Source organism: Nocardia altamirensis NBRC 108246 (genome assembly GCF_001612685.1).
GTDB lineage: Bacteria > Actinomycetota > Actinomycetes > Mycobacteriales > Mycobacteriaceae > Nocardia > Nocardia altamirensis.
Genome location: NZ_BDAY01000107.1, coordinates 16,009 through 36,111, shown reverse-complemented (window position 1 = coordinate 36,111; position 20,103 = coordinate 16,009). Strand labels below are relative to the sequence as shown.

Annotated in this window: 20 protein-coding genes and 2 pseudogenes; 8 read left to right on the top strand and 14 right to left on the bottom strand. The window is 67.2% G+C overall.

Annotated features, from left to right (window positions below; genetic code table 11):
• Window positions 1–105: 105 nt before the first annotated feature.
• From NA11_RS39590 to NA11_RS39575, 4 genes are all read right to left on the bottom strand, one after another.
• Window positions 106–912 carry a hypothetical protein gene (locus tag NA11_RS39590; protein WP_069167234.1) on the bottom strand — a complete coding sequence of 269 codons (807 nt, stop codon included), beginning with the start codon at window positions 910–912 and terminating at the stop codon, window positions 106–108.
• A gap of 204 nt (window positions 913–1,116) precedes the next feature.
• A complete protein-coding gene (locus NA11_RS39585; protein WP_141718110.1) occupies window positions 1,117–1,608 on the bottom strand; it encodes a hypothetical protein in 492 nt (163 codons plus the stop codon).
• Between the two features lie 138 nt (window positions 1,609–1,746).
• Window positions 1,747–2,634: an LLM class flavin-dependent oxidoreductase gene (locus NA11_RS39580; protein WP_069167232.1), complete on the bottom strand. Its 888-nt coding sequence runs from the start codon at window positions 2,632–2,634 to the stop codon at window positions 1,747–1,749.
• Between the two features lie 96 nt (window positions 2,635–2,730).
• Complete coding sequence (locus tag NA11_RS39575) at window positions 2,731–3,219, bottom strand: MarR family winged helix-turn-helix transcriptional regulator (protein WP_069167231.1); 489 nt, start codon at window positions 3,217–3,219, stop codon at window positions 2,731–2,733.
• A 115-nt stretch (window positions 3,220–3,334) separates the two neighbouring features.
• On the opposite strand from NA11_RS39575, the gene NA11_RS39570 reads away from it, so the two are divergent.
• Window positions 3,335–4,516, top strand: a complete 1,182-nt coding sequence (locus tag NA11_RS39570; protein ID WP_069167241.1) for an FAD-dependent monooxygenase — start codon at window positions 3,335–3,337, stop codon at window positions 4,514–4,516.
• Window positions 4,517–4,647: 131 nt separating this feature from the next.
• Window positions 4,648–5,151 (top strand): hypothetical protein, encoded by a 504-nt coding sequence (locus NA11_RS45315; RefSeq protein WP_069167230.1) that lies wholly within the window; start codon window positions 4,648–4,650, stop codon window positions 5,149–5,151.
• On the opposite strand, the gene NA11_RS39560 is transcribed toward NA11_RS45315, so the two are convergent.
• Genes NA11_RS39560 through NA11_RS39550 form a run of 3 tightly spaced genes read right to left on the bottom strand, consistent with a single transcriptional unit; the run spans window position 5,136 to window position 8,684 of the window.
• Complete coding sequence (locus NA11_RS39560) at window positions 5,136–5,510, bottom strand: DUF5655 domain-containing protein (protein ID WP_069167229.1); 375 nt, start codon at window positions 5,508–5,510, stop codon at window positions 5,136–5,138. The two genes, NA11_RS45315 and NA11_RS39560, sit on opposite strands and share 16 nt — an antisense overlap.
• A gap of 9 nt (window positions 5,511–5,519) precedes the next feature.
• Window positions 5,520–7,511, bottom strand: coding sequence for an NAD-dependent DNA ligase LigA (gene ligA / locus NA11_RS39555; RefSeq protein ID WP_141718108.1), 1,992 nt, complete (start codon window positions 7,509–7,511; stop codon window positions 5,520–5,522).
• Between the two features lie 36 nt (window positions 7,512–7,547).
• Window positions 7,548–8,684: a glycoside hydrolase family 3 N-terminal domain-containing protein gene (locus NA11_RS39550; RefSeq protein WP_069167227.1), complete on the bottom strand. Its 1,137-nt coding sequence runs from the start codon at window positions 8,682–8,684 to the stop codon at window positions 7,548–7,550.
• 272 nt (window positions 8,685–8,956) lie between these two features.
• Here NA11_RS39550 and NA11_RS39545 point away from each other — a divergent pair, with 272 nt between their 5' ends.
• Both NA11_RS39545 and NA11_RS47275 read left to right on the top strand, forming a co-directional pair.
• Entirely contained in the window at window positions 8,957–10,813 is a 1,857-nt protein-coding gene (locus tag NA11_RS39545; RefSeq protein WP_084655478.1) for a CocE/NonD family hydrolase, read from the top strand.
• Window positions 10,814–10,939: 126 nt separating this feature from the next.
• Window positions 10,940–11,718: pseudogene (locus tag NA11_RS47275) on the top strand (class I SAM-dependent methyltransferase).
• Window positions 11,719–11,757: 39 nt separating this feature from the next.
• On the opposite strand, the gene NA11_RS39535 reads toward NA11_RS47275, so the two are convergent.
• The 3 genes from NA11_RS39535 to NA11_RS39525 form a co-directional block, all read right to left on the bottom strand.
• Window positions 11,758–12,507: a dienelactone hydrolase family protein gene (locus NA11_RS39535; protein ID WP_069167226.1), complete on the bottom strand. Its 750-nt coding sequence runs from the start codon at window positions 12,505–12,507 to the stop codon at window positions 11,758–11,760.
• Between the two features lie 294 nt (window positions 12,508–12,801).
• The gene (locus NA11_RS39530; protein WP_069167225.1) at window positions 12,802–13,893 is read right to left on the bottom strand and encodes a winged helix DNA-binding domain-containing protein; all 1,092 of its coding nucleotides are present in this window, start codon (window positions 13,891–13,893) and stop codon (window positions 12,802–12,804) included.
• Between the two features lie 106 nt (window positions 13,894–13,999).
• A complete protein-coding gene (locus NA11_RS39525; protein ID WP_084655480.1) occupies window positions 14,000–14,605 on the bottom strand; it encodes a GntR family transcriptional regulator in 606 nt (201 codons plus the stop codon).
• 31 nt (window positions 14,606–14,636) lie between these two features.
• Here NA11_RS39525 and NA11_RS46915 point away from each other — a divergent pair.
• The 3 genes and pseudogenes from NA11_RS46915 to NA11_RS39515 all read left to right on the top strand — a co-directional run.
• A pseudogene (locus NA11_RS46915) lies at window positions 14,637–15,035 on the top strand (YbhB/YbcL family Raf kinase inhibitor-like protein); the annotation flags it as partial.
• 9 nt (window positions 15,036–15,044) lie between these two features.
• Window positions 15,045–15,506 (top strand): SRPBCC family protein, encoded by a 462-nt coding sequence (locus tag NA11_RS46470; protein WP_281197174.1) that lies wholly within the window; start codon window positions 15,045–15,047, stop codon window positions 15,504–15,506.
• A gap of 191 nt (window positions 15,507–15,697) precedes the next feature.
• Window positions 15,698–16,426: a TetR/AcrR family transcriptional regulator gene (locus tag NA11_RS39515; protein WP_069167223.1), complete on the top strand. Its 729-nt coding sequence runs from the start codon at window positions 15,698–15,700 to the stop codon at window positions 16,424–16,426.
• Between the two features lie 40 nt (window positions 16,427–16,466).
• Here the strand turns inward: NA11_RS39515 and NA11_RS39510 are convergent, their stop codons facing one another.
• Window positions 16,467–16,865 (bottom strand): VOC family protein, encoded by a 399-nt coding sequence (locus tag NA11_RS39510; protein WP_069167222.1) that lies wholly within the window; start codon window positions 16,863–16,865, stop codon window positions 16,467–16,469.
• A 190-nt stretch (window positions 16,866–17,055) separates the two neighbouring features.
• A complete protein-coding gene (locus NA11_RS39505; protein WP_245746531.1) occupies window positions 17,056–17,307 on the bottom strand; it encodes a hypothetical protein in 252 nt (83 codons plus the stop codon).
• A gap of 419 nt (window positions 17,308–17,726) precedes the next feature.
• Here NA11_RS39505 and NA11_RS39500 point away from each other — a divergent pair, with 419 nt between their 5' ends.
• Window positions 17,727–18,536, top strand: a complete 810-nt coding sequence (locus NA11_RS39500; RefSeq protein ID WP_141718107.1) for a hypothetical protein — start codon at window positions 17,727–17,729, stop codon at window positions 18,534–18,536.
• A gap of 159 nt (window positions 18,537–18,695) precedes the next feature.
• Here NA11_RS39500 and NA11_RS39495 read toward each other — a convergent pair whose 3' ends face one another.
• Both NA11_RS39495 and NA11_RS39490 read right to left on the bottom strand, forming a co-directional pair.
• Window positions 18,696–19,361, bottom strand: coding sequence for a hypothetical protein (locus tag NA11_RS39495; protein ID WP_069167219.1), 666 nt, complete (start codon window positions 19,359–19,361; stop codon window positions 18,696–18,698).
• Window positions 19,362–19,521: 160 nt separating this feature from the next.
• Window positions 19,522–19,929: a hypothetical protein gene (locus tag NA11_RS39490; protein ID WP_069167218.1), complete on the bottom strand. Its 408-nt coding sequence runs from the start codon at window positions 19,927–19,929 to the stop codon at window positions 19,522–19,524.
• Between the last annotated feature and the right edge of the window lie 174 nt (window positions 19,930–20,103).

The following is a 20,103-nucleotide window of genomic DNA, read 5'->3' as shown; positions in this document are numbered from 1 at the left end:
GTCGACAGCAGGGGCGAATCAGGCCGGGCAGTCACTGCCCGTTCCTGAGCCGCCCGGCTGACGTCATTGCCATAGTCCGCGACCACCTCTGACCCACGCCGGTCGCTAGCCGATGGTTCTGGTCTGGCGGTACAGGCCGTAGGCGAGATGGCCGAGCACCGCGAAAAGTGGCGGCCAGAACCAACTGGCCATACCGCCCGACCCGCTGAACACCTGATAGAAGAACGCCGCAACGCCGACAGCCACGCCGCACGCGGCAGGAATCGAAAAGACCTCTTGGTCAGTGGGATACGGAAAGGCGAGGCCGAGTCCGCCGAGACAAAGGAGCATGCACACGACGAGGACGAAGGTGAGCACGAACGCATCCACTCCGGCTGTCTCGGGTTGCGGGTGTGGGTTGTTCCAATCCAGCGGTTTCATGTATTCGGTGCTCCACGTTCCGAGCAGCACAAAATAGACGAGGGGTGCCAGCAGCGCTGTTGGCACCGCGAATTTGGCAACCTCCCACATCTCTGTGCCGACACGCCGTGTATTGCCCCGAAGGCTGGCTGCGCGAAGCTCGGTGTGGTCTTGGTTGTCGAACTGTCGTAGCGCCTCCGTCAGGCGACCTGTGTACCGGCTGTCGAAAGAGGAAGCGCGCGTGTAGCGTTCGGTCCCGCGCGGCTCGTCCACCGTGACGTAGTGGGCGTCCCATTCTTCGTAGTGCGCCGGCCCCATCGGCTCGACAGAAACGGATTCCTTGACGAGTTTGCCTTCCACGTCCATGGCTTCGGTCATGGTGTACAACCGGCCGTCTCGGCCGAGGACGGCAACCGAGAAGAACTTTCTCCAGGAGTCGCTGCCGGTTGTCGGGTAGCCGATCAGCGTGAAGCGCCGCGCGATTTCCCACCCACGAATGCCGGCATGGTTCACCCCACGGAGAGTTGTGGCGCGATCCCGAGCGACGCGATGCGCCAATTCCTCCAGTTGCTGTCCGGCATCCGAGGTGCATGTGCGTCGGTAATCGGCCTCAGAGAATGTTTCCATGAGTGTGTCCTCTGTTTACTGCGGTGCGCCAAGCGGTTCCGCCTTTTCAGGCGACGCAACCGCACAAGGTTGGGACATCGAGCAATCGCATCAGGTCAATCGCTTGAGCGCGACAGACAGCCCGACACCTTTCGCGTGCACCCTGAGGTAGTACTTGGCGCGCATCTCTTCTCGCTCGCCGCTGGAGGAGCGGACTTTGCGATAGTGCTGTTCGACGGGTGGTCGATCGAGCCACGTCATGTCACTGTCTGCGAGGAACTCGAGTTCGAAGCAGTCCGGAGTACGCAGTGGATCGCAGGCATCGTCGTATCGTTCGGTGGTTACCTGATACTGCCCGCGCATCAGCTCGCCGTCCTCGCGCAGGAAGAACAGATGGCCGGCTTCCCAACTGTTGTACCTCCCCGAGTCACGCGCCCCTTCTTCGCGGTAGTTGCTGATGATCCAGCCCCTGGTCACAATTCCGCGGTATTGATGGGTGACAGTGGGTCGGCGGCCTTGCACTTGTGCGGCAATCTTGCGCGCATAAGAACGAAGGCGGGCTGGATCCAAGATGCTCGCGTCATACGCCTGTTGGTCGGGCACCTCGGCTCCTAGCGCTAATTCGTGTCTATGCACCGAGTCTGACAGAGCGGTTCCCTGGGGTCTGTACGCCGATCAGACCACACGGCAGCACGGGGCGGTCCGACTCCGATCGTGTCTCCCCCGAACGGATTTCGACTGTCAGGCGCACAAGGCGCGGGTGGCGGGGACGACGTCACCGATCCAGCGGCGGAGTTGGGTGTCGTCGGCGGACTCCGGCCAGTACACGAAGGTGTCGAAGCCGGTTTCGGTGGCGAGATCGGCAAGGATGCGGGCCCAGCCTGCGGCGTCGGTGCGAATCGGTTCCTCGCCGCGCAGCGTGACCGGTCCTGCAGTGTCGGTGATCGTTCCGACGAGTTGGGCCATCCGGGTGATGTCGGCCGGGTTGCGTCCCGCGTCGATCGCTGCGGTCGAGATGATGTCTTGTGTCGCTTGCCATTTCTCGTAGGGCAGGTAGTGCGGGATAGGTGCGGCCCACCCGTCGGCGATGCGCCCGGTGAGCGCGTTGGCTTTCGGGCCGACACTGCCGAACCAGATTCCGACCGGATGCGCGGGCGCGGGTCCGGACTGCACACCTTTGACGGTGTAGTGCGCGCCTTCGACTTTCGCTTTCGTGCCGGGATGCCACATGGCGCGGATGATCGCGGTGGCTTCCTCGAGTGCTTGCAGCGCTTCGGGATTCGAGCGCACCGGGCCGCCCATGGCGCCGATCGCGGGCCAGAACGCGCCGGCGCCCAGCGCGAGTTCGAATCGTCCGCCGCTGAGCAGATCCAAGGTCGCGGCTTGCTTCCCGAGCATCGCGGGCCCGCGCAACGGCAGACTGGCCACATCCGGAAACACCCGCAGCCGTTGGGTTTCGGCCAGCACCGTGGCGATCACCGCGAACGTGTCGGCCAGTCCGCCCGAGTACGGGTGATCCTGGATGCCGAGCAGGTCCAGGCCTTCCCGGTCTGCCACCGTGGCCATCGCACGTAGCTGCGGCAGCTCGGTCACGGTCGGCGCCAACTGAATACCGAATCGTAGGTTCACACCGAGATCATGTCAGCCGTGTCGGCACGCCTTCCGCCGGTCCATGACCCGACACCGTGAACTGGTGGTCTGCTGTCACCCGCGAACCGGCGCCGATCAAGTCGCTTGGTCATCGATGGCGGCGAGGCCCGCCGTCAAGTCGTCGACGAACCGGGAGAGCAGACGGCCCAGGGTTTGCCGGTCCTCGTCGGACCAGTCGACCAGCGCGTCGGTGAACCAGTCCACCATCGACTCCAGGTAGCGGCTCGCCGCCCCGCTGCCTTCGGCCGTCAGCTCGATCAGGCGGGCGCGCTGGTCGCTCGGGTCGGTCACCCTGCGCACCAGCCCGCGCCGTTCGAGTTCGTGCAGGTGCCGGGTGACGTGCGGTCCGACCACTTGCATGCGGGTGGCAATCTCGCCGACGCGCAGCGGTTCTCCTGCCATGCGCAGCGTGACGAGCACCGTCAGTCCGGGGCGGTCCAGCGGGATACCGACCCGGTCCATCGCCCGCTCGGCCAACCGGCTGCGATTGAGCACGGTGTTGAACTGCATCAGGCGTGGCAGCACCGCCGCCGCGTCGATGTGGCCGTGGTTCTCGTCGCCCATCTCTTCCTTACTTACCTAACTTAGGTATACAGTGGCGAGGGCTGGCCGGATTAATGCAGGCCAGCACGGGTTCAAAAAGCATACCTGAGTTAGCTATACAGTTTGAGGAGTGGACATGAGCAAGACAGTCCTGATCTCCGGCGCCAGCATCGCAGGCCCCGCACTGGCCTTCTGGCTGCGCCGCTACGGCTTCGACGTCACGGTCGTCGAGAAGGCCGAAGCCCTGCGCGGCGGTGGCTACCCCATCGATATTCGCGGCACCGCGTTGGACGTGGTCGACCAGATGGGCCTGCTGCCGGAATTGCGTGCCGCCCATGTGAATACCCGCGCGATCAGCTTTCTCCACCCCGACGGCAGCCCGATCACCACGATCCGGCCGGAGGCCATGACGGGCGGTGCCGCAGGTCGCGACATCGAGATACGTCGCGGGGACCTCACCGCGGCCCTGTACGCGGCCGTTCGCGACGACGTCGAATTCCTGTTCGGCGACACCATCGCCGCCCTCGACGACCATGCCGACGGCGTCGAGGTGACTTTCCGCAGCGGCAGCCGCCGGCGGTTCGACCTGGTGATCGGCGCCGACGGGCTGCACTCGAATGTCCGTGCACTCACCTTCGGACCCGAAGACCAATTCCACCGCTACCTCGGCTACTGCTTCGCCGGGTTCACCATGCGCAACGACTTCGGCCTGTCGCACGAGGGTGTGATCTGGAATGTGCCAGGCCGGGCCGCCGTGCTCTATGCCGTCGACGAGGGCGAAAACCTGCATGGTTTCCTCAGTTTCACCCGGGCAGAGGCCCCGTTGGACGCCTTCCGCGACCCGGCCGCCCAACGTGAGCTCGTCGCGTCGGTCTTCACCGACGACACCTGGCAGATTCCGCGGATGGTCGCCGCGATGCGCACCGCCGACGACTTGTTCTTCGACGTGGTCAGCCAGATCCATCTCCCCCGCTGGTCCGCGGGCCGCGTCGCCCTCGTCGGCGATGCGGCTCATGCCCCGTCGTTCCTGACGGGTCAAGGGTCCAGCCTCGCTCTGGTCGGTGCGTACATGCTCGCCGGTGAGCTAGCCACCGCCGCTGATCACAGCACAGCGTTCGCCGCCTACGAGCAGGCCACCCGTCCGTTCGTCGCCCTGAACCAGGCACTGGTCACCGAGGGCAACGCGAGCATGTTCCCCGGCACGCCCGAGGCGCTTGCCGAGCGCAACGCCGCCCTCCTCGACCTCACCTCGCTGTCTGCCGACCTCGAGCGCCCCGCCCACACCGCGTTGCGCCTGCCCACTTTCGCCCGCGCCTGACGCTGCAGTGCGCTGCCGCCGCCGCGCGGGTCGTGGAAGTACTGCGCGTCGGGCGGTAGGACTACTCATGATCCGGTCGCGGCGGCGGCGCACACTCGAAGTCGCAAGCAAAGGACTCGAGTGCGGGAAGGGTGGCGGTGATGGACGGGATGCGGACGTGGGCGGTCGTCACCGCGGCGGCGGTTCTGGTGGTTCAGGTGGTGGATCTGGCGGCGCGGCTGCTGGTGGATCCCGGGTGGATTTTCGTTTTTCTGTTCGTCTTCGGCGCACCGGTCTGGCTGATGTGTTTGGCTGCGTCGGGTTGGATGGCGCGGGGGATGTTCTCCGCTACCAGCTCTTTCGCGGCGGCTGGCACGGTTGGCCGGAGCGTTGTGCTGACGCTGCTGTGGGTGTATCTGGTGGGGCTGACGGCTTTTTGCTGGTTCATGCCCGACGGCGGCGACGCCGATGATTGGCAGTCACCTGCCGGGCGACTGCTCGGCGTGGACGGATACAACAGCCGCACGCCGGAGTACCTGAATGTTGCGCAGTCGATCGCCGTGCCCGCCATGGGAATTGGGCTGGTCGCGTTGTTTGCCGCGTCGATCGTCTACGCGTCGCTGAGCAGCCGCGCCGCCGCTCACGCACTGCCGTAGCGGTAGGCCTCCCTGATCAGTGCGCGCAGCCGTGGATCCCGTGCTTCGTCCATCGAGTGCACGACGATCAGGTGGTTCCATCGCGACTTTCCGATCGGCGTGACGCGGTAGACCGGCGGCTCGTCGCGCTCCTCGTTCATCGCGAGCATGATCTGCACGGTCCCTTCGGGATTGGCCCCGGTGATGTTGTACAGCCAGATCCACGCGAACTTCCGGGTGACGCCGAAGGAGATCTGCGAGGCGATGCTCATCTCGCACGGGCCCTGCTGTTCGATCAGCCCGCGCAGCAACTGGAAGATGTCGAGGGAATGCGGCTTCCCGTCGAAATACTCCCGGACCCGGCGCTCACCGTCCGACACGGCGCGGCCCTATAGGACCTTGGCGGCGATGAGCAGGGTCCAGATCTCGCCCTGGTCGACGACCTCGACGCCGAGTTTTTCCGCCTTGGTCAGTTTGCTGTCGCCGACGCCGGCGCCGGTGATGAGCATGTCGGTGTTGGCCGAGACCGAGGATGCCGCTGTCGCGCCTGCCTTTTCGCACAGCCGCTGGAATGTCGGGCGCGCGACCTTTTCACCGGAACGTGGGTCGCTGATGGCGCCGGTGATCACCACCGTCTTACCTGCCAGCGGCGCACCGGCCGCGACGACCGGCGGGAGGTCTTCGGCGCGCACATCGAGGGAGACACCTGCCTTGCGCAGTCGCTCCAGTTCCGGGCGCAGGCGAGTGAGGTGCGCGGCCAGCGAGGCGGCGACCTTCGGGCCGATGTCCTCCACGGCGACGAGGCGTTCCTCGCCCGCGTCGGCGACCTCTTCCAGCGAGCCGAAGCCCGCACGGGCCAGGCGGGCGGCGGTGCCGTCGGAGGCCATCGGGATCGCCAGCCCGATCAGTGCGCGCCGCAACCCGACCTGGCGGCTGACATCGATCGACTCGATCATCCGCGCGGCCGATACCTCGGCGATTCCGTCGAATTCGAGCAGCCGTTCTTTGGTGAGCGTGTAGAAGTCCGCGGGACTGTCGAGGATGCCTGCCTCGGCGAGTCGCTCGATCCACTTCTGCCCGATGGCGTCGATGTCGGCCGCGGCCCGTGACGCCCAGTGGATGAGCCTGCGCACCGTCTGCGCGGGACAGGAAGCGTTGGTGCAGAACAGTTCTCGACTGTTGCCCTGTTCGGTGACCGGCTGCTCGCACGAGGGGCACACGGTGGGCGGCACGATCTCGCGCTCCTGGCCGGTCCGTTTGGCGGCGTCGAGCACGCCTGCCACGAACGGAATCACATCGCCCGCGCGGCGCACCAGCACCGTGTCGCCGACCTTGATGTCGCGGGCGCGAATCACCTCTTGATTGGCCAGCGTGGCGCGGGTGACCGTCGTTCCGCCCACGAACACCGGCTCCAACCAGGCGACCGGGACGATCTTGCCGGTCTTGCCGACGTCCCAGACCACATCGACCAGCAACGTCGTCTTCTCCTCGGCGGCGAACTTGAACGCCAGCGCGCCACGCGGGGAGTTCGACCGAGTTCCTGCGGCCGCGTAGGCGTCACGGTCCGCCAGCCGCAGGACTGCGCCGTCGAGGTCGTAGTCGAGTTGGTTGCGGCCTTGTTCGATCGCGGTGATCGCGGCCTGGGCCTGCTCGGCGTCGGCGCAGTGGCGCATCTGGGCGCCCGCGATCCCCAGCGCGCGCAGTCCCTCTTCGAGATCGACCGCGGCATCGTCGGTGGGGGCATCGAGGTCGAAGCCGAAGAATTGCAGGCGTCGCTCGGCGACCGTGGCCGGGTCCTTCGCGCGCAGCGTGCCCGCTGCGGCGTTGCGCGGGTTGATCAGCGGCTTGTCCGGATGCGCGGTGTTGTAGGCGGCGAAGGTCGACCGCAGCATCACTGCCTCGCCGCGGACCTCGACGCGTCCCTGGGTGTCGATCCGCTCGGGGACGCCGTCGACCAGCGCGCGCACGAGCATGGTCACGTCGTCGCCGGTGGTGCCGTCGCCGCGGGTCACCGCACGAGCCAGCCGCCCGTCCTCGAAGACCAGGGCGAGCGACAAGCCGTCGAGCTTCGGCATCACGACCACCGATTGGCCGGGAAACCGACCGAAGAACGCGACGACCTGCTCGGGCTTGGTCGCTTTCTCCAGCGACAGCATCGGGCGCGAGTGCCGGATCGGAGCGTGCAGCACCGCGGGTGCGCCGACCTCGTCGAGCGGGTTCGGGTCCGGCGCGAGGTCGGGGTTCGCCTCGATCAGGCCGCGCAGCTCGTCTTCGATCGCGTCGTACTCGGCGTCGGCGACCAGCGGCGAGCCCTGGTAGTAGGCGTCGCGCAGCGCGACGATGCGGTCCGCGAGTTCTTGGATACGTTCCCCTGTTTCCACGCCAGTGACGCTACCGATACCCACCGACATTCTCGTTCACGGGAGCCCGGCGCGTAGCGCGGTGACGCGGTCGACGGCCGCGGTGAACGCCAGCGGGTCGAGTCGGCCGGTGGTGTAGGCGTCGGCCAACGCGGTGGTCGCGTCCGTGCCCTGGGTGGTGTCGCGTGCCGAGCACAGGATCAGGTCCATTCCGGCCAGTGCCGCGGCCACGGACCGCTCGCCCGTGGTGCCGAACGAGTTCAGCGACTCGGCCTCGATCGCGTCGGTGATGGTGACGCCGCGGAAACCGTTGCGGCCGCGCAATTCCCGATCGACGATCGTCGGCGACAGGCCCGCGGGATGGTCGGCGTCGAGGGCCGGATAGATCGCCCACGACATCATCACCAGCTTGACGCCGGCGGCTATGGCTGCCGGGTAGGGAATCTCGTCGACCGAGTGCAGCCTGGACTGGCTCACCGGGAGAGTGACCGGGCCGGTGTCGGTGTTCTGGCCTGCGGGCGCCGTGCCGAGGCCGGGGAAATGTTTGGCGGTGGCGGCGACACCGGTCGCCTGTTGCGCGACCGTGAACGCGGACCCGAGCGCGGCGACGACGAAGGGGTTGTCACTGAACGAGCGTTGGGTGCGGTCGATGAAATTGCCTGGCGTGTCGAAGACATCGAGCACCGGGGCAAGGTTGACGTTCATGCCGACCCCGCGCAGATTCGCCCCCGCCGCGCGTCCCGCGTCGAGGGCGGCGCCCACCGGGTCGGCGGACTGGCCGACTTGCTTGGCCGAGCGCACTGGTTCGCCAGGTAGCCGTCGCACGACCCCGCCCTCTTGGTCGGTCATCAACAACAGCGGCACCGGGATCGGGCTTTCGGCCTGCGCCTGCCGCAGCCGGGCGACCACCCCGGCGATCTGGTCGGTACTGGAGATGTTGTCCCCGAAGAAGATCACCCCGGCGGCCCGGCCCGCGCGGATGTCGTCGAACAGGGACTGCGGCGGAGTCAGGCCGGGATAGGAGTAGATCACCCGCTGTCCCGCCAGTTGCTGCGGCGTCAGACCCGCAGGCTGCGCCGCAGCCCGGGTCGCCGACGCCCCCATCGAGACGGCATACGCCAGCACCAGCGCCAGAACGGCCGCCAAAAACCCACTCCGACGGCGGCTTTCGCGCCAGATAGTCGGCTGCGACATCACGGAGCCTCCTAATCACCCAGGTGGAAACAATGATTCCGCACTTCGGGTCGCTACGTACCCAACTTCGGCGCGCGCGATCGAGAAACCGCGCGGCTCCGGCAGCCGGGGCTTTTCGGGTCTCGACCGGGTGCCCGACGCGCGGGTACGGTTCTGGGCGCGAGGATCCGACGGGGAAAGTTCGCGGTCCGCCGGTTGCCGTCAACGGCGACGGACCGGCCCTCCGGCGCAGTCTGTTGCCGCTGACCGCGACAAGGACGCGGGGAGGGTCGATGAAGTTCACGATCAGTGGAAGTACTGTCGCCACAACGCTGTTGGTCACTGCGACGCTGTTGTTCACCATGACGGCGTGTGCGCCACCGGACCGGCAGGCCGCCACCTGCGAGGTCGTCAAAGAGGTCAACGTGGCGGCGACGATGCGCGACGGCACCGTGCTCTATGCCGACATCTATCGTCCGAAGACCGACGAGCCGGTGCCGGTGGTGCTGATCCGCAACCAATACGGCAAGGACGTGGCGGCACTCCAGCCCTACCGCTACATGTCGCCGCATTGGCTGGCCACCAACTGTTATCTGGTGGTGCATCAGGACGTTCGCGGCCAGTACGCCTCCAAAGGCACCTTCTACGAGTTCACCCAAGAGGTGGACGACGGCTACGACTCGGTGGAGTGGGCCGCGGCGCTGCCCGGCGCCAACGGCAACGTCGGGATGTACGGGTCGTCCTACCTCGGGGCCACGCAATGGTTGGCGGCCGCGGCCGCACCGCCGCATCTGACCACCATCGTCCCGATGAACACCTCCAGTGATTACTACGAGGGCTGGACCTATGAGGGCGGGCAGTTCCGGCTCGGGTTCGTCGAGCCGTGGGCGATGCACACCATCATCCGCGGCGCGGCCGCCAACCGAGGTGACACCGCGCTGGTCAAGGAGCTCGACGCGGCCTACCTGGACATCGCCAAGTGGCTGCGGCACCGGCCCTACAACAACTTTCCGCCTTTCAAGCCGGGTGATCCGAAGGTCGCGCCGTACTACTTCGACTGGATCCAGCACTCGACCAACGACGACTACTGGACTCGCTTGGCACCCGAACGCCACCATTCGACGATCACGGTGCCTGCGCTGCACATCGGCGGCTGGTATGACGCGTTCTTGGACGGCACCATCCGCAACTTCACCGGCATGACGACCGCAGGCGGGTCACCGGAAGCGCGGGCCCAGCAGCGCATCGTGATCGGACCGTGGGATCACAAGTCCTACAGTCGCCCGCCCGCCAAGGACTACCGGCCGTCACCGATGCTGGCCGCCATCGGGAAGGCCGGCGAATATCCCTTGGCGGAAAGGCTTTTGGCCTGGTTCGACCAACATCTCAAAGGACGGCCCAGCGACGGTCGTGCCGCGGTGGACTATTTCGAGATGGGCTCCAACGTGTGGCGGCAGGCGTCGGCGTGGCCGATCCCCGGCACCGAGTTCACCAAGTACTTCCTCAGCAGCGACGGGCATGCGGCCTCGCTCCTCGGCGACGGCAAGCTCACCGCCACAGCGCCCGCGTCCGGTCAGCCCGCCGACGAATTCACCTATGATCCAGGCAATCCCGTGCCGTCGGTCGGCGGGCACTCGTGCTGTGACAACACCGGCGGGCAGCAGGGGCCCTACGATCAGCAGGTCGTCGAGGCGCGCCCGGATGTGCTGGTGTACACGGGCGCGCCGCTGTCCGCCGACACCAGGGTGACCGGCCCGATCAGTGTCGAGTTGTATGCCGCCTCGTCGGCTGTCGACACCGACTGGACGGCCAAACTCGTCGATGTCCATCCCGACGGCACCGCACGCAATCTGAACAACGGGATCTTGCGGGCCAGTTTCCGGGAGTCGTCCAGTCAACCGACACCGATCGTGCCGGGCGAGATCTACAAGTACACGATCAAGATCTGGCCGACTTCCAACATGTTCCGGGCCGGGCACAAGATCCGGCTGGAGATCTCCTCCAGTGATTATCCGCAGTACGCGCCGAATCCCAACACCGGCACGGCTTTTGGCACCAGCGACGAGATTCGAATCGCCAACCAGCGCATCTACCACGATCCGGCGCACCCCTCCTCGATCACGCTCCCGATCATTCCGGGCGACAAGTGAACCAGTCCCCGACCGCGATCCCCACACAGCGCGCGTACAGCGAACTCGAACGGCTTCGCGGAGGGCCGCCGGGCCTCCGATCACATTGCCGCAGTGCATATCTCCGGCATAGAGAGGCTCGACAACATGGAACAGTACGCACGGCTCCGGCTGGCCTCGTCGTTCGGCGCGGCGGCCCCCGCCTACGCCGAGCATCGCCCGGACTACGCGCCGGAGGCGGTGCGCTGGGCACTGGCGCCCGCGCCCGGCCTGCGCGTGCTCGACCTCGGTGCCGGAACCGGCAAGTTGACAGGGACTTTGGTCGCGCTGGGTGCCGAGGTCAGCGCGGTCGAGCCCGACCCGGCGATGCTGGCCGAGCTGCGCCGCAGGTGGCCGGCCGTCCATGCACTGCCGGGTAGTGCCGAGATGATACCGCTGCCGAAGGGTCCGTCGATGCCGTGCTGGCCGGAAACGCCCTGCACTGGTTCGACATGGCCGTCGCGGGGCCCGAAATTGCGAGAGTCCTTGTGCCCGGCGGCATCCTGGCCGGACTGTGGAACGTCATGGACGACCGTGTCGACTGGGTTGCCGGACTCGAGCGGGTCAGCGGAACCGCAGCCATCGGCGCGCGGGACACGTTCAGCAGTTGGCGCGACGCGACCGCGGGTTTGCACCTTCCCCGCACCGGTGTGCCCGCGCGGTTCGGCGGACCGGAGCGGGCCGAGTTCTCGCACGGTCAGCGTCGCACCGCGGACTCCCTCGTCGCGACGCTCGCGACGAGGGCCGGGGTGCTGGTCATGCCCGGACAGCAACGCCGGGCCCTTCTCGACCGGATCCGCGCGTTCCTGGCGAGCACACCGGAGACGGCTGACGACGAGTTCACCCTGCCGTTACTGACCGGCGTGCTGCGCGTCCAGCAACTCTGAAACATTCTTGGCGACACCGTTATCCGGCGGTGCCACCGATCACCGGGCGGTCAGGGTGCCTGCGAGGAGCGGGATCAGGCGATCCCAATGGTGTTGCAGGGCAGCAGGGTTGAAGGCAATGGTGTCGGACATGGTGAAGCCGTGCACGGTGCCCGGGTAGATCTCGGAGGTGTAGTCGACACCTGCGGCGTCCAACGCTTGGTCGAGTTCGGCGATGGCCTCGGGTGTCATGTCGGGTTCGGCGTGGGCCAGGTGGATTCGGGCAGTCAGCTTGGGGGCGAGGCGATGTGGGCTTTCTGGCGCGTCGGTGACCAGGAGGCCCGGGTGGAATCCGGCGACGGCGGCCACCCGGTCGGGGTTGGCTGCCGCGGTGCGCAACGCGAGAACAGCACCCATGCAGTAGCCGATCGCGGCAACCGGTCCGGCGCTGACCTCGGGTTGGGCGGTGAGGAAGCTGATGTAGGCGTCGGCGTCACGTAGGACCCGGTCGACGGTGTGCGCCTCGACGAACGGCATCAGCTGCTCGACGATCGCGATCCGGGCGTCGTTGCTGATGTGTTCGGGAAGCTCGACCAGCGGTGTGGCGCCGTGGCGGTAGTAGACGTTGGGGACGAGCACGTAATACCCGTGTTCGGCCAGTTCGCGGGCGCGCTGCTCCAACACGGGCCGCACGCCGAAGACGTCCATGTACAGCAGCACCCCTGGGTGCTGCTTGCCGTCGTCGGGGAAGGCGGCGAAGGCGTCGGCACGGCCGTCGGCGGTGGGCATCTGCAGAGTTGTGGATGGCATGAATTGTCCTGTCGTAGTTGATCTGTCGAAGCTGTGATCAATACGACGGAGGCGGAGCACGCGCTACCCGCGTTCCGCGATCCAACAGCGGGCACCTATCGGCCCGCACGGCGCTCAGAAGAGCACCGGGTCACCAATCCGTGTGCGCCGCAAGGCAGTCCCGGTAGTCATCGCCGACGAGCATAGCCCATCCGCGCGCAGTCCGTCGCTGCCGCCTGTGAAAGACGGTCAGAGCGCTGCCTTCGATGGCGGCAGCGCTCTGACCGTCTTTCACGTCGGCGGCTCCCCACTGTGTCAGCCGGCAATCTGGACGCGTTGGCTGTCGTTGTCGGAGAGGAACAACGCCAGTTCCTGGCCCTGTTCGGTGACGGCGGTGCGCTCGGCGCGGGAGAACCGACGCAGTGGGTCGACAATGACGGTGTCGTCCTTGACATTCCAGGTCGCCGCGACCCGTCCGTCGAGCAGGACGACGCGTGCGCCTGCCACCGACAGTCCGCGATGTTCGTCATCGATGATCCGGCTGCGGTCTTGGTAGCCGAGGATCGCGTTGTCGAACGCGGGCAGGAAACGCACCGGAGCGTGGGTGTCCGGGTCGGGTCGTGGTGCATCGGGGAGGTCGAGCAGTTCGCGGCCGTTCTCGTCACGGAAGGTGATCAGTTCTTCGCGGACCGCGGCGATGGCCGCGGGCAGTCCGGCCAGACCGCACCAGGCGCGCAGGTCGGCCGAGGTCGCGGGTCCGAACGCGGCCAGGTAGCGCCGCACGAGCGCCTGGCCGACCGGATCGGACCCGTCCTCGGCGGGCGGGTCGATCTCGCGTCCGAGCCACGACGACAGCAGCTGGTAGCGCGCTCCCCCGTTCGTGCGCCATAGCCCGCGTGGCGGCAGCTGCACGACGGGAACCAGTGCGGCAATGAGTATTTCGCCGAGTGCCCGCGGGCCGGAAGCGGGCCAGCGGGCGGAGAGCGCCCGTCCGAGCTCGCTCATCGAGCGCGGTTCGCCGCCGTCCAGCAGCGTCCGGCCCCTAGCGGCGAGCTCCTCGAGATCCACCCCCGCCAACTCACTGCGGTAGGGGCCCAGTGCCCGTTGGCGCAGCATGGCATCGTGGCGGGCGCGCCAAGCCAGTGCGTCCTCGGCGGTGAGCAGGTGGACGGTGCGTCGCATGAAATGACCGCGCACCACGCGTCGCCCGATCAGTTCCTCCGACAGCGCCGCGGGCGCGAAACCACGCAGCCGCGACCAGAGTCCGATGAACGGTTCCTGCGGTTCTTGGGCCTGCAGCCCGCACAGATGCGCGACCGCGTCGAGCACCGGCAGGTCGGCGCGATCGAGCAACAGCTGCCGGGCGAGCGTTGCGCGGCTGAGTGCTCTGGTGTTCAGAACGGTCATGCTGGCGCCCGATCGGCGATGTCGATGTCGTGTGGCACGCGACCCACTATCGCAGCAGCGGCGGTCAGGTTCTGTCCTAAGAACTCGCGGCGTATCCAGGCCAGTCTCAGTACGCCGTGTTGTCGTCGGTCAGTCCGGCCGCGGTCAACGTGAGATGGCGCGCCAATGTCGCTGCGGCAGTGTCGGCGTCGCGGGCCAACGCGGCTTCCTCCAGCCTGCGGTGTTCGTCCTCGCCGTCCCGGTCGGGGTTGCGCAGTCCCGACCAGCGGCGAGCCAGCTCGCTCGCGGTCCACATGCGGTCGAAGGTCTGCAGCAGGACGGGATTGCCGCAGCCTTCCAGCAGGGTGCGGTGGAAGATCCGGTGCGCTTCGGCCCACGCCTCGCTGTAGTGCTTGCCCTCCTCGGGCACCCGTGCCGGCGTGCGAGACAGCCGGTGGTGGGTGGCCCGCACGCGCGTCTCCCAGTCGAGGTCGCCGCGCTCGATGGACATCCGGAGCAGGACCGGTTCGATGGTCCGGCGCGCCTCCGCGATGTCTTGCCAGCGGCGATCGGAGTACGCGGGGACGGCGAAGCCGCGATTGGGCAGCCGGTCGGCGAGGCCTTCGCCGACCAACCGCACGAGGGCTTCGCGGACGACGGCCAAGCTCACGCCGTGTTCCTTCGCGAGGTCCTGTGGTTTCAGGGCGTCGCCGGGGGCGTGGTCCCCGCGCATGATCGCACCCCGCAGGTGTGCGTAGACCTGCTCCCCCCAGCTGTCCTGGAGTGGCGCGCCGGCAGGCACCAAGAGTTACGCCGTCACCGTCTACGACCCCGACGCCCCCACCGGCTCCGGGTTCTGGCACTGGGCCGTCGCCGACATCCCCGCCACCGTCACCGAACTCCCCGAGGGTGCGGGCGACGACACCGGTTCGGGCCTGCCCGAGGGCGCCTATCAGCTGCCCAACGACGCGCGCGCAACCCAATTCCTCGGCGCCGCACCGCCTGCCGGGCATGGGCCGCATCGCTATTTCGTCGTGGTCCACGCTCTCGACGTCGATTCCACCGGCGTCCCTGCCGACGCCACCCCCGCCCTGCTCGGCTTCACCATGTCGGGTCACATCCTCGGTCGCGCGGTACTCACCGCGACCGCGGAAACACCGGGCAGCGAACGGATCGAGGTCTCACGCATGATCCCCGCCCCGGCCGCAGCCCTCTTCGCGGTCCTCACCGACCCGAAAGGCCACGTGGACATCGACGCCTCCGGAATGCTCATCGACGCCGAAGGCGACCCGGTCACCCGGCCCGGCGATCGCTTCCTGGTCCAGATGGACCGCGAAGCTCTCGGCGATGTTCCGCTGGGCCGATACGAGGTCGAGGTCGTCATCACAAAGTTCAACCAGGACAAGGAGATCGCCTGGACCGTCGAAGGCACCAGGGTCCGACCACATGCCCGCCACGTCTACGGCTACCGCCTCGAGCCCACCGGCGACGGCACCCTGGTCACCTCGTACTACGACTGGTCCGAAGTCCACCCGGACTGGAAGGCGCGCCTCACCTTCCCGGTAGTCCCCGAATCCGCCCTCAAAGCCACTCTCGGGATCCTCGAGCGCACCGTCCGCCGCCGCAACCCCTGACCATTCGGAAGTTCGATCCCGCCAGGCGGCCGAACAGCATGCACCGCGAACGCCCTGCTCGGTCAGTTGGTGCGTGACGGCGAAGCCGATCTCGATGGGGCGGCTGGGTTCCGGTGATCACAGCAGCCTTGGCAGTCACGAACCATGTTCTGTTTATCGAACTTAGTTCGTGCCAAGTTATAGTTGTCGCCATGCCCTCCGCCCCCAGACAGCGCCGCGCGGCTCGCCACGCGCAACCGGACGCGCACTCCGCGCCGGCGTCACCGCGCAAGGCACCCATCACTGCCGACCGGATCACCGATGCCGCGTTGCAGGTCATCGCCGCCGAGGGGTACGACGCGCTGACGATCCGCCGGGTCGCGGCCGTGCTCAACACGGGGCCGTCCTCGTTGTACGCGCACATCCTCAACAAGGACGACCTCGACGATCTGCTCATCGGCAGGCTCTGTGCCGAAATTGCGCTCCCCGAACCCGATCCGGACGCGTGGCGCGAGCAGATTCTCGACGTGTACGCCCAGCTGCGTGACCTGTATTCGACCTACCCCGGCATCTCGCGTGCCGCGCTGGCCATGGTGCCGACCCATCTCGAAACTCTGCGGGTCAGCGAAGGAATTCTGGGGATCCTGCTGGCCGGAGGGATCGAACCGCACACCGCCGCATGGGTTCTCGACGCCCTCACCCTCTACGTCAATGCCTACGCGCTCGAACACGCACTCGTCCAACAGCGGCAACGCAACGCCGACGACAGTTGGGTGCTCGGCCGCGAGGAGCTCGTCGAACGGTTCAGCGCCCTGCCCGCCGATCGTTTCCCGCATACGCGCCGCTATGCAGCCGAACTCACCTCCGGTAGCGGACATGATCGGTTCGACTTCACCATCGGCCTGATCATCGACAACCTCGCGGCGCATCCGCCGAAGTAGCAGCCGTGACGGGGTTGGATCCGGTCGCCGCGGCTCGAGGTCAGGGCGTTGCCGGGCCGAGCAGGTCCCAGCGGTTGCCGGAGATGTCGAGGAAGACCGCGACCTGACCGTAGGGCTCGGTGCGCGGTTGGCTGACGAATTGCACACCGGCAGAAAGCATTCGCTGGTGTTCGGCGGCGAAGTCGTCGACGCGCAGGAAGAAGCCGACGCGGCCCGCGACCTGGTTTCCGATGGCCGGGAGCTGGTGCGGACCGTCGGCTCTGGCCAGCAGGATCCCGGTGGTCGCCGCGGGTGGGCGCACCACGACCCATCGCTTCGGCCTGCCGTCGTTGGTGTGCGCCGGTGAATCCTCGATGAGCTCGAATCCCAGTGCGGTGACGAAGAAGTCGATGGCCGGGTCGTAGTCGGCGACGACGATGGTGATCAGTTCCAGATGCACGGCCCGAGCCTAGGCCGGGACGCTGTCGTAGTCAGCGTGCGTTTCTCGGCCCGGCAGCACGAGACTCAGGACCCTCGGCGGGCGGTGGCGGTGAGGGAGCCGAGAAGAGCGACGGCCTCGCCGCCTGGGAGGCGGGTGTGCCCGGCGGGCCCAGATCGCCTGTCTCGGGCCCGCCGGACCGGTGCCTCCGTCAGGCCTGACCCGGAGGCGGGCAGGGCAAACCGTTGAGATCGGACGGGGGCGGCAGCGGACGACCATCGGGTCCCTTCGGCGGCGGCAGTGGTTTGCCGTCCTCGCCCAGCGGGGGCGGCACGCACCCGTTGTTCGGTCCGTCGACGACGCGTGCGGGCGCCTGCACGCCGAGAACGGTCGGACTCGCTGCCGCCTCCGCGCCGATCAGCCCCGAACCCGCGATCGCGGCGGAAGCCAAGACCATGGTCATGCGCAACCTCATAGAACTCCCCTGTCTCGAATGGTGTTGCCTGTCATGGATTTAGACGCGCAAGTTCGTGCCAGGTTCCACGGAAATCGAAATGTGATCCACGCCACACGCGCCGAGCGAATCCGTACATAACTCCCGAAAGCGCGAGCCCAGAAGAGACCGGAATTGATGCGTGATGCGCCTGTTCGGCGACAGCGCGACGGTTCGGTAGCCGGATCAACTAGTGGGACTGCGCATTCGGATTCGAGTAGTTTCACCGATGCGCCCAGGGGTGCCGGGGGCAAACTATATGCCAGGAGCCGGATCAGTTGTGTTGTACGGCAACCAGATCCGGGACACGAGTCCATTCGCCACCGACGTCGCCTGGCGCAGAGTGATGAACGAATGAATCCGATCGGGTACCAGATATGTTCGCTGAGTTGGTCATTGTTGTATCGGGTGCACTGCTGGTGCTGACGGCCGGGTGGGTGTGGCGGGGGCGTTCGCCTCGGGCGCGCGGGTGGGTTCGGGATGCGAGCGGACGCAGGTTGCTGTTCGCCCTCGTCCCGGGGCTGGGGTTGCTGATCTTCGGCGGCGGCGCGCTCAGTTTGGCGCAGCGCGTCGCGCCGGGGTTGTTCGGGCTGGTGACCGCGGTGGTCGGACTGCCGATGCTGTTCGGAGCGGCTCTGGTGGTGGCCGGGATGGTGCATGTGCCGACCTGGTGGGGGCCACGCTGGTACCGGAGCGGAAAGAGCGGCGGGGCCACGGGGATTCGCGCGAAGGTGTTGCCCGCGATCCTGGATCGGGCCGGTGTTCGCGATGCCGGGGAGTCCGCGCGGATGGTCGAGGGCGTCGCACCGATCGGGTCGTGGTCGGCGGCGTGGGTGTATGACCCCGACACCGACGAGCGGGCGCACGAGTTGTCCGCCAGGGGCGCGGTCGCGGGACGGCTGTTCGTGTACCGGGTGGGGATCGTCTTCGTCGCCTCCGCCGTCGAGAAGAAGGCGTGGGGCCGAGACATCGTGCTCGGCATCGACATTGCCGATATCACCGACGCCCGCAAATTACCTCCGCGCGCCGGAGCCGACGGCCACCCGCGGAAAGGCGTCCTGCACCGCTCGCTGTACCCACGACTAGGTATCTACACCCGTCACGGTGACTACGTCTTCGACCTGGCCGGGTCGCGCGCTCGGCGGGTGGCGGAGCTGGTGCGGTCGGCGCTTCCCGGAAACGGGGTGCGGCAGCACTGATGTTGGCGGCGGGCCTGCGCCGATCCAACGCCCCGGGCTTGGCCGAACCAGCCGATGTCCGCGGCGATCGCGTCGATGTTGATGTCGGCGAGACCGTTTCGGTAGCCGGCCAACCGTGATCGCCGGTTCCGGCACTCGGTGACGTCCGAGCACCGGTGTTCAGGTGAGGGCGGCTCGGGAGTGTGCGTAGGTGATGGCGTCTTCGGCGTAGATCGACGCGTCCTGTGCCGCCGAACATTCGCGGAGTCGGTCGATCGCGGTGTCCAGGTCCGGGCATGGGCCGCGGTCGGCGAGTAGGACGACGATCGCTTCCCAGGTTCTGAGCTCGGGGTCGGGGTGGGTCAGGAGTTCGTCGAGGTAGTGGTCGGGTTCGAGCAATCGGATAGCGCGGCGGGCGTAGGCGTGGACGCGGCGCGGTAGTTGCGCTCGGATCGCGTCGATGTCGGCCTGCAGGACATGCTGGCCCGGTTGTGTGGTGCCGGTGCGGACCGACCACGCCGTGGTCAATTCGTCCGGTAGGCCGTTCGTTTCGAGCAGGCCTGGGCCGCTCGCCTTCTCCAGCGGTGTGGCCGACAGGCCGAGCCTGGCGTTGCGCCAGTTGCTGAATTCCCACCACGACCGTGGGGTCGCGTTGAGGCGCAAGTTGAACCCGAGCACTTGCTGGCCAGCGGTCCAGGTGCGGGTGACCCTGGTGCGAGTGATCGAGGCGACGCCGTCGGGCTCGACCCGCACCCAGGACGGCTCGGAGCCGTCAAAACCGTACGGCTGCAGCAATTTTCCCGTATCGCGCAGGAGGCGGCGCAGAGCCGAATCAGTGCTGACCATCCTCGCAGGATAGTGACTCGGTCCGACAGATCATAGCCAAGGGTTTGCCGACACGCCGATCGTCGGCCTCGACGGGGGCTCAACGCTGGGTATGCGGAATGGTAACCGTGTCGTTGCCGAGCATTCGCAAGTTACAGCGCAGAGCGACTGTCGACCTCGTCTACTCGGCCATTTGCGCGGAGGACTCACGCTTGGCGCGGATAGCCGCCAACTCCGCCGCACGCCGCGCTGAGCGCCGGTCACGAGAGCCTGCGGTCCGGCGGTACTCCGGGTCCGGTTCATCGTCGTCCTCGAACGCCGGCGGGCGCACGTCGGACAGGTCGATCCGGCGCATCGCGTCGATCAACAACGCCAAGGGCAGGGCGAACACGAGCCACGAGATCCCGTAGGCGAACTCGGTAGCGCTGGTCAAGTACCGGACCAAGAGGTAGCCGGCGTACGACAGGAATCCGATCCCGACGAGGCCGTTGAAGATCCGGCGACCGAGCGGGAGTTCCCTGATCGTCGCCGACAAGCCGATCAAGATCGCGCCGCTGACCACGAGCACGACGACATACGAAGCGAACACACTTACCCCCCAGAGCTTTACCGTCAAGGACGGCAACAAACGATCCAGCGGATGCTAGCAACAAACAGCCGCGGACTCCTAGCTCCGGAGGGCGACAACGATGGCAGAAACCGTTGTCGGTCGGCACGTCATCGAGGGCCCGGTGCTCGAGCACGGCGGGCCGGGAATTCTGTG

What these genes read in the sequence shown, in the direction of transcription:
- NA11_RS39530 (WP_069167225.1), bottom strand. Translation starts at nt 13,893, where the DNA reads ATGACCGTTCTGAACACCAGAGCACTCAGCCGCGCAACGCTCGCCCGG.
- NA11_RS39505 (WP_245746531.1), bottom strand. Translation starts at nt 17,307, where the DNA reads ATGACCATGGTCTTGGCTTCCGCCGCGATCGCGGGTTCGGGGCTGATC.
- NA11_RS39535 (WP_069167226.1), bottom strand. Translation starts at nt 12,507, where the DNA reads ATGCCATCCACAACTCTGCAGATGCCCACCGCCGACGGCCGTGCCGAC.
- NA11_RS39575 (WP_069167231.1), bottom strand. Translation starts at nt 3,219, where the DNA reads ATGGGCGACGAGAACCACGGCCACATCGACGCGGCGGCGGTGCTGCCA.
- NA11_RS39525 (WP_084655480.1), bottom strand. Translation starts at nt 14,605, where the DNA reads ATGCGCGGGGACCACGCCCCCGGCGACGCCCTGAAACCACAGGACCTC.
- NA11_RS39545 (WP_084655478.1), top strand. Translation starts at nt 8,957, where the DNA reads ATGAAGTTCACGATCAGTGGAAGTACTGTCGCCACAACGCTGTTGGTC.
- NA11_RS39550 (WP_069167227.1), bottom strand. Translation starts at nt 8,684, where the DNA reads ATGTCGCAGCCGACTATCTGGCGCGAAAGCCGCCGTCGGAGTGGGTTT.
- NA11_RS39515 (WP_069167223.1), top strand. Translation starts at nt 15,698, where the DNA reads ATGCCCTCCGCCCCCAGACAGCGCCGCGCGGCTCGCCACGCGCAACCG.
- NA11_RS39570 (WP_069167241.1), top strand. Translation starts at nt 3,335, where the DNA reads ATGAGCAAGACAGTCCTGATCTCCGGCGCCAGCATCGCAGGCCCCGCA.
- NA11_RS39495 (WP_069167219.1), bottom strand. Translation starts at nt 19,361, where the DNA reads ATGGTCAGCACTGATTCGGCTCTGCGCCGCCTCCTGCGCGATACGGGA.